Source organism: Salmonella enterica subsp. arizonae (assembly GCF_008692845.1).
In the GTDB taxonomy this organism is placed as follows: domain Bacteria; phylum Pseudomonadota; class Gammaproteobacteria; order Enterobacterales; family Enterobacteriaceae; genus Salmonella; species Salmonella arizonae.
This window is the reverse complement of record NZ_VXJW01000013.1, coordinates 1-13,288: the sequence shown is the minus strand read 5'-3', so window position 1 is coordinate 13,288 and position 13,288 is coordinate 1. Positions and strand designations below refer to the sequence as shown.

Genomic DNA, 13,288 nt, shown 5'->3' with positions numbered 1-13,288 from the left:
TGCGGCCTTAATAATTCATCATCTATCACAGAGGAACATGTATGGGTGGTATCAGTATTTGGCAGTTGTTGATTGTTGCCGTCATCGTCGTACTGCTGTTTGGCACCAAAAAACTCGGTTCCATCGGTTCCGATCTTGGCGCGTCTATCAAAGGCTTTAAAAAGGCCATGAGCGATGATGATGCCAAACAGGATAAAACCAGTCAGGACGCTGATTTTACCGCTAAATCTATCGCGGATAAGCAAGGCGAAGCGAAAAAGGAAGACGCTAAAAGCCAAGATAAAGAGCAGGTATAATCCGTGTTTGATATCGGTTTTAGCGAACTGCTGTTAGTGTTCGTTATCGGCCTCATTGTGTTGGGGCCGCAACGATTACCAGTAGCGGTAAAAACGGTAGCGGGCTGGATTCGCGCGTTGCGGTCCCTTGCGACAACGGTTCAGAATGAACTGACTCAGGAGCTGAAACTTCAGGAGTTCCAGGACAGTCTGAAAAAAGTCGAAAAGGCGAGCCTGGAAAACCTGACTCCCGAACTGAAAGCATCTATGGATGAACTGCGTCAGGCTGCAGAGTCGATGAAACGCACCTACAGCGCTAACGATCCCGAACAAGCGAGCGATGAAGCGCATACCATCCATAATCCGGTAGTAAAAGGGAATGAAACGCAGCATGAGGGCGTCACCCCTGCCGCCGCTGAAACACAGGCGAGCGCGCCGGAACAAAAGCCGGAGTCCGTTAAAGCTAACGCGCCTGAGTCGACGGAAACCGCTTCCGTAGCCACGATAGACGCCGAGAAGAAATCCGCCGCGCCTGTTGTCGAATCTTCCCCCTCGTCAAGTGATAAACCGTAAACATGGCTGTAGAAGATACTCAACCGCTTATTACGCATCTGATCGAGCTGCGTAAGCGTCTGCTAAACTGCATCGTCGCAGTACTTCTGATTTTTCTGGCGCTGGTTTATTTCGCCAATGATATTTATCATTTAGTCGCTGCGCCGCTGATTAAACAGATGCCACAAGGGGCGACAATGATTGCGACGGATGTGGCGTCGCCGTTTTTTACCCCTATCAAACTCACCTTCATGGTGTCTTTGATCTTATCCGCGCCTGTCATCTTGTACCAGGTTTGGGCCTTTATCGCCCCGGCGCTGTATAAGCATGAACGCCGTCTGGTCGTGCCGCTGCTGGTGTCCAGCTCGCTGCTTTTCTACATTGGAATGGCTTTCGCCTATTTTGTCGTATTCCCTTTGGCCTTTGGCTTCCTGACGCATACTGCGCCTGAAGGAGTACAAGTTTCGACGGATATCGCCAGCTATCTTAGCTTTGTCATGGCGCTATTTATGGCCTTTGGCGTAGCTTTTGAAGTGCCGGTAGCGATTGTATTGCTATGCTGGATGGGTATTACCACGCCGGAAGATTTGCGTAAAAAACGGCCTTATATCCTGGTCGGGGCATTCATTGTGGGAATGCTGCTTACGCCGCCGGATGTTTTCTCGCAAACGTTGCTGGCGATACCGATGTACTGCTTGTTTGAAATTGGCGTTTTCTGCTCACGCTTTTATGTCGGTAAGCGACGGACGCGCGATGAAGATAACGAGGCCGAGACTGAAAAGGCCGAGCACACTGAAGACTAAACACAACCGCCCGTCAGGGCGGTTGTCATATGGGGGCAAGCATGTTTGATATTGGCGTTAATTTAACCAGTAGCCAGTTTGCGAAAGATCGTGATGATGTGGTTGTCCGTGCGTTTGCGGCAGGAGTAAAAGGTATGCTACTGACCGGAACGAACATCCATGAAAGTCAGCAGGCGTTAAAACTGGCGCGGCGCTACCCTCATTGTTGGTCGACGGCAGGCGTCCATCCCCATGACAGCAGCCAGTGGTCATCCGCGTCTGAAGACGCCATTATTACGCTGGCAAACCAGCCAGAGGTCGTCGCTATCGGTGAGTGCGGGCTGGATTTCAATCGCAATTTTTCCACGCCGCAGGAGCAGGAGCGTGCCTTTCAGGCGCAGCTACAAATTGCCGCCGAATTACAGATGCCAATCTTTATGCACTGCCGGGACGCGCATGAGCGATTTCTGGCATTGCTTGATCCCTGGCTGGATAGCCTTCCCGGCGCAATACTGCACTGCTTTACCGGTTCACGCCAGCAAATGCAGGCCTGTGTGGACAGAGGAATCTATATCGGTATTACCGGGTGGATTTGCGACGAACGACGCGGGCTTGAGCTACGTGAGCTATTACCGTTTATCCCAGCGGAAAAGCTACTGATAGAAACTGACGCGCCGTATCTGTTGCCTCGCGACCTTACGCCGAAACCGACGTCACGACGCAACGAGCCCGCTTATCTGCCCCACATCCTGGAGCGCATCGCGCTATGGCGTGATGAAGATCCGCAATGGTTAGCGGCGATGACAGATGCCAACGCCAGAACCTTATTTGAGGTCGTATTCTGAACGATCGCTAAATCTTACGAAAACCGGTGTTTTTTACGCTCTGCTTCACTTCTTTATTGAGTAAATTAAGCAGTAACATTGAACGCGTTTCGCCATCCGGTTCGGTAAAAATCGCTTTCAGCCCTTCAAATGCGCCTTCCGTGATAATGACGCTATCACCGGGATAGGGGGTTTCGGGATCGACAACCCCTTCGGGTTTGTAGATAGAAAGCTGATGAATAACGCTGGAAGGCACGATCGCAGGGTGCGCGCCAAAGCGCACGAAATGGCTGACGCCGCGCGTGGCGTTGATTGTAGTGGTATGTATCACTTCTGGATCGAATTCAACGAACAGATAATTAGGAAAGAGCGGCTCGCTAACAGAGGTACGTTTTCCGCGCACCATTTTTTCCAGGGTGATCATCGGCGTCAGGCAACTTACCGCCTGTCTTTCGAGGTGTTCCTGGGCACGCTGAAGTTGCCCGCGCTTGCAGTACAGTAAATACCAGGATTGCATAATGACTCTTATCCGCTTGTTCGGGGCGCAAGCATAGCAAAAGTCATGCGCTAAGTTAATTATACCCTTCATATTTCAGTCTGCATCTGTGTTGGTGCTGGCTGCCAGAGTTCACGCTAATTTAACAAAAATACAGCATCCCAATGATGAACGCCGTATAATGATGCGCTTACAAAGAGGCTACTATGGACGCCATGAAATATCACGATTTACGCGACTTCCTGACGCTACTTGAGCAGCAGGGGGAATTAAAACGCATCACTCTGCCTGTGGATCCTCATCTGGAAATCACGGAAATCGCTGACCGCACGTTGCGTGCCGGCGGGCCTGCGCTGCTGTTTGAAAACCCTAAGGGTTACTCAATGCCAGTGCTGTGCAATCTTTTTGGCACGCCCAAGCGTGTGGCAATGGGCATGGGGCAGGATGATGTTTCCGCATTGCGGGACGTCGGTAAATTATTAGCGTTCCTGAAAGAACCAGAGCCGCCGAAAGGCTTTCGCGATCTGTTTGACAAACTGCCGCAGTTTAAGCAAGTGTTGAACATGCCGACGAAACGGTTACGCGGCGCGCCTTGCCAGCAGAAGATCGCTTCTGGCGATGACGTTGATTTAACGCGACTTCCTATCATGACTTGTTGGCCAGACGATGCCGCGCCGCTGATTACCTGGGGACTGACGGTAACGCGCGGCCCGCACAAAGAACGGCAAAATCTGGGCATTTATCGTCAGCAGCTGATAGATAAAAATAAGCTGATTATGCGCTGGCTGTCCCATCGCGGCGGCGCGCTGGATTTTCAGGAATGGTTAGCCGCGCATCCGGGAGAGCGTTTTCCGATCTCCGTCGCGTTGGGCGCCGATCCGGCGACCATTCTTGGCGCCGTGACTCCCGTTCCCGATACCCTGTCGGAATATGCTTTTGCGGGCCTGTTGCGCGGCACGAAGACTGAAGTGGTTAAATGCCTTTCTAACGATCTTGAAGTGCCTGCCAGCGCCGAGATTATCCTTGAAGGTTACATTGAGCCGGGAGAGATGGCGCCGGAAGGACCGTATGGCGATCATACGGGCTATTATAATGAAGTGGATAACTTCCCGGTCTTTACCGTCACGCATATTACGCAGCGTGAAGATGCCATCTATCATTCCACCTATACCGGACGTCCACCCGATGAGCCTGCGGTATTGGGGGTGGCGCTAAATGAAGTCTTCGTGCCTATCCTGCAAAAACAGTTTCCGGAAATCGTCGACTTTTATCTGCCGCCGGAAGGGTGCTCTTATCGGCTGGCGGTGGTGACAATGAAAAAGCAGTACGCCGGTCATGCGAAACGCGTCATGATGGGAGTCTGGTCGTTTTTACGTCAATTTATGTATACGAAATTTGTTATCGTTTGCGATGATGACGTTAACGCACGCGACTGGAATGATGTGATTTGGGCTATTACCACCCGTATGGATCCTGCGCGGGATACGGTACTGGTTGATAATACGCCGATTGATTACCTGGATTTTGCCTCGCCGGTCTCCGGGCTGGGTTCAAAAATGGGGCTGGATGCCACAAACAAATGGCCGGGCGAAACCCAACGCGAGTGGGGGCGTCCTATTGTTAAAGATCCTGAAGTTACCGCGCGTATTGATGCGATTTGGGATGAGCTGGCTATCTTTAAATAATTGAAAGCGAACACCGACATTTTAGGCTGCGGCGACGCGGCTTGAAAAATGTCGGTATTGACTCGACACCCGACAGAGGGAGCGCATGACAACCTTAAGCTGTAAAGTGACCTCGGTAGAAGCTATCACCGATACCGTATATCGGGTTCGTTTAGTGCCGGACGCGGCGTTTTCATTCCGCGCTGGTCAGTATTTGATGGTCGTAATGGACGAGCGTGATAAACGCCCGTTTTCGATGGCCTCAACGCCGGACGAGAAAGGGTTTATTGAATTACACATTGGCGCTTCCGAGCTCAATCTATATGCGATGGCGGTAATGGACCGGATTCTGAAAGACCGGGAGGTCGTCGTCGATATTCCGCATGGCGACGCCTGGCTGCGTGACGATGAAGAGCGCCCGTTGATTCTGATCGCGGGCGGTACGGGTTTTTCTTATGTGCGCTCCATCCTGTTGACGGCGTTGGCGCGTAACCCGGACCGTGATGTTACCATTTACTGGGGAGGTCGCGAAGAAAAGCATCTCTATGATCTCTCTGAGCTGGAAGCGCTCTCTGTTAACCATCCGAATTTGCGTATTGAACCTGTGGTCGAGCAGCCGGAGGAAGGTTGGCGTGGGCGTACAGGAACGGTACTCACCGCGGTATTGCAGGATCACGGTACTCTGGCGGGGCACGATATTTATATTGCAGGACGTTTTGAGATGGCGAAAATTGCCCGCGATCTGTTCTGTAACGAGCGTAACGCGCAAGAAGAGCGTCTGTTTGGCGATGCGTTTGCATTTATTTAAGCCATAAAAAACCCGCCCCTGACAGGCGGGAAGAACGGCAACTAAACCTTTCCCCGTCCTAATTCACACTGTCTCTTTGTTGGCTGCCTTCGCTCACTCCGGTCACATAGTTATCTATGCTCCCGGGGACTCGCTCAGTTGCCGCCGCGATGCAGCGCGAATTATTTAGGGGAATTTATCTTTGATTAAACCCGCTCAAACACTGTTGCGATGCCCTGACCCAGACCAATACACATCGTCGCCAGACCAAACTGCGCGTCTTTGCGCTCCATCAGGTTGATAAGCGTGGTGCTGATACGTGCTCCGGAGCAGCCGAGCGGATGACCAAGCGCGATCGCGCCGCCGTTGAGGTTGATCTTCTCATCTATCTGCTCCATCAATCCCAGATCCTTAATGCATGGCAGGATCTGTGCGGCAAACGCTTCGTTCATCTCAAACACATCGATATCGCTGGCCGACAGTCCCGCTTTTTTCAACGCCAGTTTTGACGCCGGAACCGGCCCGTAACCCATAATTGACGGATCACAACCAACCACGGCCATTGAGCGAATACGGGCGCGAGGTTTCAGGCCCAGCTCACGGGCACGACTTTCGCTCATTACCAGCATGGCGGCTGCGCCATCGGAAAGCGCGGATGAGGTGCCCGCCGTGACCGTGCCACTAACCGGATCAAATGCCGGACGCAGCGTTGATAGCGCTTCGACCGTGGTTTCCGGGCGGATCACTTCATCGTAATTAAACTGCTTCAACACGCCGTCAGCATCATGACCGCCAGTCGGGATAATCTCCGTTTTGAATGCGCCAGACTGCGTGGCGGCCCAGGCGCGGGCGTGAGAACGCGCGGCGAACTGGTCCTGCATTTCCCGGCTAATGCCGTGCAGGCGGGAGAGCATTTCCGCCGTTAGCCCCATCATCCCTGCCGCTTTGGCGACGTTGCGACTCAGACCCGGGTGAAAATCCACGCCGTGACTCATCGGCACGTGCCCCATATGCTCCACGCCGCCAACCAGACAAACCTGCGCATCGCCGGTCATGATCATTCGCGCTGCATCGTGTAACGCCTGCATCGAGGAACCACACAGACGGTTGACGGTGACCGCCGGTACCGAATGGGGAATTTCTGCCAGCAGCGCGGCGTTACGGGCAATGTTGAAGCCTTGCTCCAGCGTTTGTTGTACGCAGCCCCAGTAAATATCATCGAGAGTCGCCGCTTCCAGCGCCGGATTACGCGCCAGCAGGCTACGCATTAAGTGGGCGGAGAGATCTTCTGCCCGCACGTTGCGAAACGCGCCGCCCTTCGAACGGCCCATCGGGGTGCGAATAGCATCGACAATGACAACCTGTTCCATTGTGACTCCTTAAGCCGTTTTCAGAGAACCAACCGGACGGGCTGGTTCAACCGGGGGATAATACGGTTCGTTATGGCGCGCTTTATTACGCAGCCCTTCCGGCACCTCATACAGCGGGCCGAGGTGTTGATACTGCTGCGCCATATCAAGATACTTCGCGCTGCCCTGTGTATCCAGCCAGCGGAATGCGCCGCCGTGGAACGGAGGGAAGCCCAGGCCGTAGACCAGCGCCATATCGGCTTCCGCCGGGCTTGCGATAATGCCTTCTTCCAGACAGCGAACCACTTCGTTAATCATCGGGATCATCATACGGGCGATTATCTCGTCGTCGCTGAAGTCGCGTTTCGGCTGATTGACGCTTGCCAGCAGGTCATCCACAGCGGCATCTTCTTCTTTCTTCGGCTTACCCTTGCTGTCTTCTTTATAGCGCCAGAAGCCCAGACCGTTTTTTTGCCCAAAACGGCTGGCGTCAAACAATGCGTCGATCGCGTCGCGATACTCTTTCTGCATCCGTTGCGGGAAGCCTGCCGCCATTACCGCCTGCGCGTGATGCGCGGTGTCAATGCCGACAACATCCAGCAGATAGGCCGGGCCCATCGGCCAGCCGAACTGTTTTTCCATCACTTTATCGACTTTGCGGAAATCCGCGCCGTCGCGCAGCAGTTGACTGAAACCGGCGAAATAGGGGAACAGCACGCGGTTAACAAAGAAGCCGGGGCAGTCGTTGACTACAATCGGCGTCTTGCCCATTTTGCTTGCCCAGGCGACGACTTTGGCAATGGTTTCGTCTGAACTCTTCTCGCCGCGAATGATTTCAACCAGCGGCATCCGGTGTACCGGGTTGAAAAAGTGCATTCCGCAAAAGTTTTCCGGACGTTCCAGGGCGCTTGCCAGTTCGCCAATCGGGATGGTGGAGGTATTTGAGGCCAGCACGGTTTCCGGGCGCACTTTCTGCTCGGTTTCCGCCAGTACCGCTTTTTTGACTTTCGGATTTTCGACCACCGCTTCGACAACAACATCTACGCGATCGAAACCGGCATAATCGAGAGTCGGGTGGATGGTCGAAATGACGCCCGCCAGCTTCAGACCGTCGATCTTGCCGCGCTCCAGTTGTTTGTTCAGCAGCTTAGCCGCTTCGGTCATGCCGAGGTTCAACGATTTATCGTTGATATCTTTCATGATGACCGGTACGCCTTTCCAGGCCGACTGGTAAGCGATACCGCCGCCCATAATGCCCGCGCCCAGTACGGCTGCCTGTTTCGGCGTCTCAATATCTTTGGTCAGCTTTTTGGCTTTGCCTTTTACATACTGATCGTTGAGGAAGATGCCGACCAGAGCGCGAGCCTCGTTGGTATGCGCCAGCGGGACAAAACTTTTGTTTTCCAGGTTGAGCGCTTCGTCACGGCCAAAACGCGCGGCCGCTTCAATGGTTTTCACTGCGGTCATCGGCGCCGGATAGTGTTTGCCTGCCGTTTGAGCGACCATGCCTTTGGCAATGGTGAAGCTCATCGCCGCTTCAATCTTACTGAGCTTCAACGGTTCCAGCTTCGGTTGACGTTTGGCTTTCCAGTCAAGGTCGCCGACAATGGCCTGACGTAACACCGCCATCGCGCCTTCAATCAGCTTCTCTTGTTTGACCACACCATCAACCAGGCCGATTTTCAGAGCTTGTTCAGCACCGACATCTTTACCCGCCGCGATAATTTCCAGCGCGCTGTCGGCGCCCAGCATGCGCGGCAGACGAACGGAACCGCCAAAGCCCGGCATGATGCCCAGTTTGGTTTCCGGCAGACCAATACGAAGGTCTGGCGTTGCCAGACGGTAATCGGTCGCCAGCACGCATTCGCACCCGCCGCCCAGCGCATAGCCGTTTACGGCGGCAAGGGTCGGTACGGGTAAATCTTCCAGACGGTTAAAGACGCTGTTAGCGAAATGTAGCCATTGGCTTAACTGCTCTTCGGGTACGAGGAACAGTGAAAGGAATTCGGTGATGTCCGCGCCGACAATAAAGGCCGCTTTATTGGAACGTAGCAGCAGCCCTTTTAAATCGTGTTGCTTTTCCAGCACATCAAGCGCTTGGCCGAGGCTGGCGACGGTCGCAGTGTCGAGTTTATTGACCGAGCCGGGAGCATCGAACACCAGTTCGGCGATGCCATCTTCCAGCCAGTCGAGGTACAGGGTGTCGCCTTTGTAAAGCATGTCAGTCTCCTGAATCCACAAGGTGATCTGGTCGTACCAGATGAAACGAAGTGTGTATTTTGTGTTAAAAAAATGCAAATTAATGATTAAAGAAATGCCGATTTGATCACGCTAGGGAGAAATCACGCTCTCCTGAAGCGATGTGCTAAGATGCGGGGACTTGAGGTCAAAAAAAACAGAAGGGTAAAAAATGGAATCACTGGCCGCGCTCTATAAAAATCATATCGTTACCTTACAAGAGCGGACGCGAGATGTCCTGGCGCGCTTTAAGCTGGATGCGTTACTTATTCACTCAGGCGAGCTATTCAATGTCTTTCTCGACGATCATCCTTATCCGTTTAAGGTCAATCCGCAGTTTAAAGCGTGGGTACCGGTGACTCAGGTTCCCAATTGCTGGTTGCTGGTCGATGGCGTCAACAAACCTAAACTGTGGTTTTATCTGCCGGTCGATTACTGGCATAACGTTGAACCGCTGCCAACGTCCTTCTGGACGGAAGAAATCGAGGTTGTCGCCCTACCGAAAGCGGATGGCATCGGCAGTCAACTGCCTGCCGCGCGTGGCAATATCGGCTATATCGGCCCGGCTCCGGAGCGCGCGCTACAACTGGATATCGCCGCCAACAACATCAACCCGAAAGGCGTCATCGACTATCTGCATTACTACCGCGCCTATAAAACGGATTATGAACTGGCCTGTATGCGCGAAGCGCAGAAAATGGCAGTAAGCGGCCATCATGCGGCGGAAGAAGCATTTCGTTCCGGCATGAGCGAGTTTGATATCAATCTGGCGTACCTGACCGCCACGGGACATCGCGATACCGATGTTCCGTACAGTAACATTGTGGCGCTGAACGAACATGCTGCCGTTCTGCACTACACTAAACTGGATCATCAAGCGCCGTCTGAAATGCGCAGCTTCCTGCTGGATGCAGGCGCGGAATACAATGGCTACGCGGCGGATCTGACGCGGACCTGGTCGGCGAAAAATGATAACGACTACGCCCAACTGGTAAAAGATGTTAATGACGAACAGTTGGCGCTGATCGCTACCATGAAGGCGGGCATCAGCTATGTGGATTACCATATTCAGTTCCATCAGCGTATCGCGAAGCTGCTGCGTAAACATCAAATCATCACCGACATGAGTGAAGAGGCGATGGTGGAAAATGATCTCACCGGGCCGTTTATGCCGCACGGTATTGGTCATCCGTTGGGTCTGCAGGTACACGATGTGGCCGGTTTTATGCAGGATGATTCCGGTACGCATCTCGCCGCGCCGTCCAAATACCCGTATTTGCGCTGCACGCGTGTGTTACAGCCGCGAATGGTGTTGACCATCGAACCAGGGATTTACTTCATCGAATCGCTGTTAGCGCCGTGGCGCGAAGGGCCGTTCAGCAAGCATTTCAACTGGCAGAAAATTGAAGCGCTCAAGCCTTTCGGCGGTATTCGCATTGAAGACAACGTGGTGATCCACGAAAACGGCGTGGAAAACATGACGCGGGATTTAAAACTAGCGTAATGGACAGTTGGTTAATCCCTGCAGCGCCGGTCACCGTTGTTGAAGAGATCAAAAAAAGCCGCTTTATTACGCTATTGGCGCATACCGATGGCGTAGACGCGGCGAAAGCGTTTGTTGAGTCAGTCAGAGCTGAGCATCCTGATGCGCGCCACCATTGTGTGGCGTGGGTGGCGGGTGCGCCGGACGACTCACAGCAACTGGGCTTTTCAGACGACGGCGAACCGGCGGGAACGGCAGGCAAGCCGATGCTTGCGCAATTGATGGGCAGCGGCGTCGGAGAAATTACTGCCGTCGTCGTGCGCTACTATGGTGGTATTCTGCTGGGTACAGGCGGGCTGGTAAAAGCCTATGGCGGCGGTGTGAATCAGGCATTACGTCAGCTTGCCACACAGCGCAAGACGCCATTAACCGAATATACTTTGCAGTGTGAGTACGGTCAGTTGGCCGGAATCGAAGCATTATTAGGACAGTTTGCCGGGAAGATCGTTTCCAGCGATTATCAGGCGTCTGTTCGGCTCAGGGTGGCGCTTCCTTTTGCTCATGTGAATGCATTTTCCACAAAACTGGCGGATTTTAGCCGTGGTTCATTGCAATTGTTAGCGATTGAAGAATAATCCCCACCTCATTTTTAAGAATAAAGGAAGCGGCAGAGATGCATTTTCGCGCCATTACCCGAATCGTTGGACTACTGGTTATCTTATTTTCGGGAACAATGATACTCCCGGGACTGGTAGCGCTAATATATCGCGATGGCGCGGGAAGAGCATTCACGCAGACCTTTTTTGTCGCGCTGGCGATCGGCTCCATACTGTGGTGGCCGAACCGCCGGGAAAAGGGCGAACTGAAATCCCGCGAAGGATTTCTTATCGTGGTGCTGTTCTGGACCGTGCTGGGCAGCGTGGGTGCGCTACCGTTTATTTTCTCGGAAAGCCCTAATCTCACCATTACCGATGCGTTTTTTGAGTCGTTCTCCGGGTTAACCACAACTGGTGCCACCACGCTGGTGGGGCTGGATTCATTACCGCATGCCATTCTCTTTTATCGTCAGATGCTGCAATGGTTTGGCGGTATGGGAATCATTGTGTTGGCGGTAGCGATTCTCCCCATCCTTGGCGTTGGGGGAATGCAGCTCTATCGGGCGGAAATGCCGGGGCCGCTGAAAGATAACAAAATGCGCCCGCGTATTGCGGAGACGGCGAAAACGCTGTGGCTTATCTATGTCTTACTGACGGTGGCCTGCGCGCTGGCGCTGTGGTTTGCCGGGATGTCTGCGTTTGACGCTATCGGACACAGTTTTGCCACTATCGCCATCGGCGGCTTCTCAATGCATGACGCCAGCATAGGTTATTTTGATAGTCCCACTATTAATACCATCATCGCTATTTTCCTGCTGATCTCCGGTTGTAACTATGGTCTGCATTTCTCTTTATTAAGCGGGCGTAGCCTGAAAGTATACTGGCGCGATCCGGAATTCCGCATGTTCATCGGCGTACAGTTGACGCTGGTGGTGATCTGCACGATGGTACTGTGGTTCCATAATATCTACGATTCGGCGCTTACGACGCTAAATCAGGCATTCTTCCAGGTCGTGTCGATGGCGACCACGGCAGGGTTTACTACGGACAGCATTGCGCGCTGGCCGCTGTTTTTGCCGGTCTTGCTGCTATGTTCCGCGTTTATTGGCGGTTGCGCCGGGTCAACGGGCGGGGGGTTAAAGGTCATCCGTATTCTGTTGTTGTTTAAACAGGGGAACCGCGAACTCAAACGGCTGGTGCATCCAAATGCCGTTTACAGTATTAAGCTGGGGAACCGGGCGCTGCCAGAACGTATTCTGGAAGCGGTCTGGGGATTCTTCTCCGCCTACGCGCTGGTATTTATCGTCAGTATGCTAGCCATTATTGCTACAGGCGTAGATGATTTCTCGGCTTTCGCCTCGGTAGCAGCTACGCTTAATAACCTGGGGCCGGGGCTGGGGGTTGTTGCTGATAACTTCGCCAGTATGAATCCGGTTGCGAAATGGATACTCATTGCCAACATGCTATTTGGCCGTCTGGAAGTATTCACTTTGCTGGTACTTTTTACCCCGACTTTCTGGCGTGAATAATGGAGTAACACGTGAAGACATTGATTCTTTTCTCTACCCGGGACGGACAAACGCGCGAAATCGCCTCTTATCTGGCTTCTGAACTCAAAGAGATGGGGATCTGGGCCGATGTCGTTAATTTGCATCGCGCCGAAGAGCCGGACTGGGATAGCTATGATCGTGTAGTGATTGGCGCATCTATTCGTTATGGTCATTACCACAGCGCCTTCCAGGAGTTCGTAAAGAAATACGCCACGCGGCTGAACGGCATGCCGAGCGCCTTTTATTCCGTTAACCTGGTGGCGCGTAAAGCAGAAAAACGTACACCGCAGACTAACAGCTACGCGCGTAAATTTTTGATGAGCTCTCCGTGGCGGCCTGACCACTGCGCCGTTATTGCAGGCGCGCTTCGCTATCCTCGCTATCGCTGGTATGACCGTCTGATGATCAAGCTTATTATGAAGATGTCGGGCGGCGAAACGGATACCAGTAAAGAAGTGGTGTACACCGACTGGGAGCAGGTTGCGAACTTTGCCCGTGAAATAGCCCATTTAACCAACAAATCGTCGGCAAAATAAACGCAAAGAGTAAAAAGTGCGCACTCAGAAAATTATTTTAAATTTCCTCTTGTCAGGCAGAAATAACTCCCTATAATGCGCCACCACTGACACGGAACAACGGCACACAGGCCGCCGGGTCAGCGGGGTTCAGACCAGAACCTCACGGAGAAAAGC

Annotated in this window: 13 protein-coding genes; 10 read left to right on the top strand and 3 right to left on the bottom strand. The window is 53.1% G+C overall.

What is annotated here, in order from left to right:
• The first annotated feature begins 41 nt into the window (after positions 1–41).
• The 4 genes from tatA to tatD are packed head-to-tail and all read left to right on the top strand — an operon-like array spanning position 42 to position 2,454.
• The gene (tatA, locus tag F4V61_RS18920) at positions 42–296 is read left to right on the top strand and encodes a Sec-independent protein translocase subunit TatA (protein ID WP_000508972.1); all 255 of its coding nucleotides are present in this window, start codon (positions 42–44) and stop codon (positions 294–296) included.
• Between the two features lie 3 nt (positions 297–299).
• Positions 300–848, top strand: coding sequence for a Sec-independent protein translocase protein TatB (gene tatB / locus F4V61_RS18915; RefSeq protein WP_000459614.1), 549 nt, complete (start codon positions 300–302; stop codon positions 846–848).
• A gap of 2 nt (positions 849–850) precedes the next feature.
• A complete protein-coding gene (gene tatC / locus F4V61_RS18910; RefSeq protein WP_000257557.1) occupies positions 851–1,630 on the top strand; it encodes a Sec-independent protein translocase subunit TatC in 780 nt (259 codons plus the stop codon).
• A 41-nt stretch (positions 1,631–1,671) separates the two neighbouring features.
• The gene (gene tatD / locus F4V61_RS18905; RefSeq protein ID WP_038397308.1) at positions 1,672–2,454 is read left to right on the top strand and encodes a 3'-5' ssDNA/RNA exonuclease TatD; all 783 of its coding nucleotides are present in this window, start codon (positions 1,672–1,674) and stop codon (positions 2,452–2,454) included.
• Between the two features lie 7 nt (positions 2,455–2,461).
• On the opposite strand, the gene rfaH is transcribed toward tatD, so the two are convergent.
• Complete coding sequence (gene rfaH / locus F4V61_RS18900) at positions 2,462–2,950, bottom strand: transcription/translation regulatory transformer protein RfaH (RefSeq protein WP_001192410.1); 489 nt, start codon at positions 2,948–2,950, stop codon at positions 2,462–2,464.
• Between the two features lie 185 nt (positions 2,951–3,135).
• Here rfaH and ubiD point away from each other — a divergent pair, with 185 nt between their 5' ends.
• Together ubiD and fre are read left to right on the top strand one after the other, a co-directional pair.
• On the top strand, positions 3,136–4,614 hold the full coding sequence (gene ubiD / locus F4V61_RS18895) for a 4-hydroxy-3-polyprenylbenzoate decarboxylase (protein WP_000339766.1): 1,479 nt from the start codon (positions 3,136–3,138) through the stop codon (positions 4,612–4,614).
• An 85-nt stretch (positions 4,615–4,699) separates the two neighbouring features.
• Entirely contained in the window at positions 4,700–5,401 is a 702-nt protein-coding gene (gene fre / locus F4V61_RS18890; protein WP_000209834.1) for an NAD(P)H-flavin reductase, read from the top strand.
• 185 nt (positions 5,402–5,586) lie between these two features.
• Here fre and fadA read toward each other — a convergent pair whose 3' ends face one another.
• Together fadA and fadB are read right to left on the bottom strand one after the other, a co-directional pair.
• On the bottom strand, positions 5,587–6,750 hold the full coding sequence (gene fadA / locus F4V61_RS18885; protein ID WP_023180363.1) for an acetyl-CoA C-acyltransferase FadA: 1,164 nt from the start codon (positions 6,748–6,750) through the stop codon (positions 5,587–5,589).
• Positions 6,751–6,759: 9 nt separating this feature from the next.
• Positions 6,760–8,949 carry a fatty acid oxidation complex subunit alpha FadB gene (fadB, locus tag F4V61_RS18880; RefSeq protein ID WP_038397307.1) on the bottom strand — a complete coding sequence of 730 codons (2,190 nt, stop codon included), beginning with the start codon at positions 8,947–8,949 and terminating at the stop codon, positions 6,760–6,762.
• 190 nt (positions 8,950–9,139) lie between these two features.
• On the opposite strand from fadB, the gene pepQ reads away from it, so the two are divergent.
• Genes pepQ through hemG form a run of 4 tightly spaced genes read left to right on the top strand, consistent with a single transcriptional unit; the run spans position 9,140 to position 13,132 of the window.
• Positions 9,140–10,471 carry a Xaa-Pro dipeptidase gene (gene pepQ / locus F4V61_RS18875; protein WP_038397306.1) on the top strand — a complete coding sequence of 444 codons (1,332 nt, stop codon included), beginning with the start codon at positions 9,140–9,142 and terminating at the stop codon, positions 10,469–10,471.
• On the top strand, positions 10,471–11,085 hold the full coding sequence (locus F4V61_RS18870) for an IMPACT family protein (protein ID WP_000378897.1): 615 nt from the start codon (positions 10,471–10,473) through the stop codon (positions 11,083–11,085). The genes pepQ and F4V61_RS18870 overlap by 1 nt, the downstream gene beginning before the upstream one ends.
• A gap of 38 nt (positions 11,086–11,123) precedes the next feature.
• Positions 11,124–12,575 (top strand): Trk system potassium transporter TrkH, encoded by a 1,452-nt coding sequence (gene trkH / locus F4V61_RS18865; RefSeq protein ID WP_000545691.1) that lies wholly within the window; start codon positions 11,124–11,126, stop codon positions 12,573–12,575.
• An 11-nt stretch (positions 12,576–12,586) separates the two neighbouring features.
• Entirely contained in the window at positions 12,587–13,132 is a 546-nt protein-coding gene (gene hemG, locus F4V61_RS18860; protein WP_000853981.1) for a menaquinone-dependent protoporphyrinogen IX dehydrogenase, read from the top strand.
• Positions 13,133–13,288: the final 156 nt, after the last annotated feature.